The 895-nt window shown below is 29.4% G+C and carries 1 protein-coding gene; it reads left to right on the top strand.

From position 1 onward, the window contains the following. Positions 1 to 90 precede the first annotated feature (90 nt). Complete coding sequence (locus tag AC1DRF_RS29980) at positions 91 to 684, top strand: hypothetical protein (protein WP_427076771.1); 594 nt, start codon at positions 91 to 93, stop codon at positions 682 to 684. Positions 685 to 895 lie beyond the last annotated feature (211 nt).

Raw genomic sequence — 895 nt, 5'->3', positions numbered from 1 at the left:
CAAATTATGTATGAATTATATATACGCTTTTATAAGGATTTTAACATATAATTAAGGTAAAAAAGAATTATTTTAGGAAGAGGAAAATGTGTGAAACGTAGTCGATTGTTGCTTTTATCGCTAATTAGTAGTTTGTTCGTTATTTTAGTGTCCTTGTTCCAGTGGGATCTGATTGATATGATAACAGAATTTTTAATGTTACCTATTTGGTTATTTGTATATGCTTTCTTTATCATAATGACTATATGGACATCAATTCACCTTTTTAAAAAGAGAAAGTGGCAGCCGTTTGTTATTCAGCTCATTACTATCTCATTATGGTTTTTATTTCCATTCAATCAAGTCAACTTAGATCTCAACTTTAAAATCCATCAAGATAAGAGAGAAGAGGTTGCAACTCAAATAGAAAATGGTGTTATTAAACCTAATGTATCTGATAGTCCATCACTTATTCAATTACCTAAAAAGTATACTCAATTGTCTAAAGGTGGGGGCGACATCGTAGTAGAAACAAAAGGAAAGGCTAAATCAATTCTTTTCTTTACATACCGTGGGATGCTAGACAATTTTTCGGGGTTTGTATATAATCCAAACGATAACAAACCTTCAAAAAGCGATTTTAACGGGCATTTTAAACAAATAAAAAAAGTACATAAAAACTGGTATTATGTATCTTCTTATTAAAAAGAACCTACTGTTTTGATAGCAGGTCCTTCTTGTTACTTATTTCTTTTTTAACCTTTTAACAACTTTAAAAGCTAGGAATCCTATTAAACCAATAATTATTAAGAATAATAGCAATACTTTTTATTTCATTGAAACAAAGAGAAAGGTGCGTTCATTGTAAATATACAAATGGATTGCAAGAAGATTCATGCTGTTTCTCTATATGAGT

The organism is Priestia sp. P5_B4 (assembly GCF_056400385.1).
Note: the sequence above shows the minus strand (reverse complement) of the source record. Positions and strands in the feature narration are given on the sequence as shown.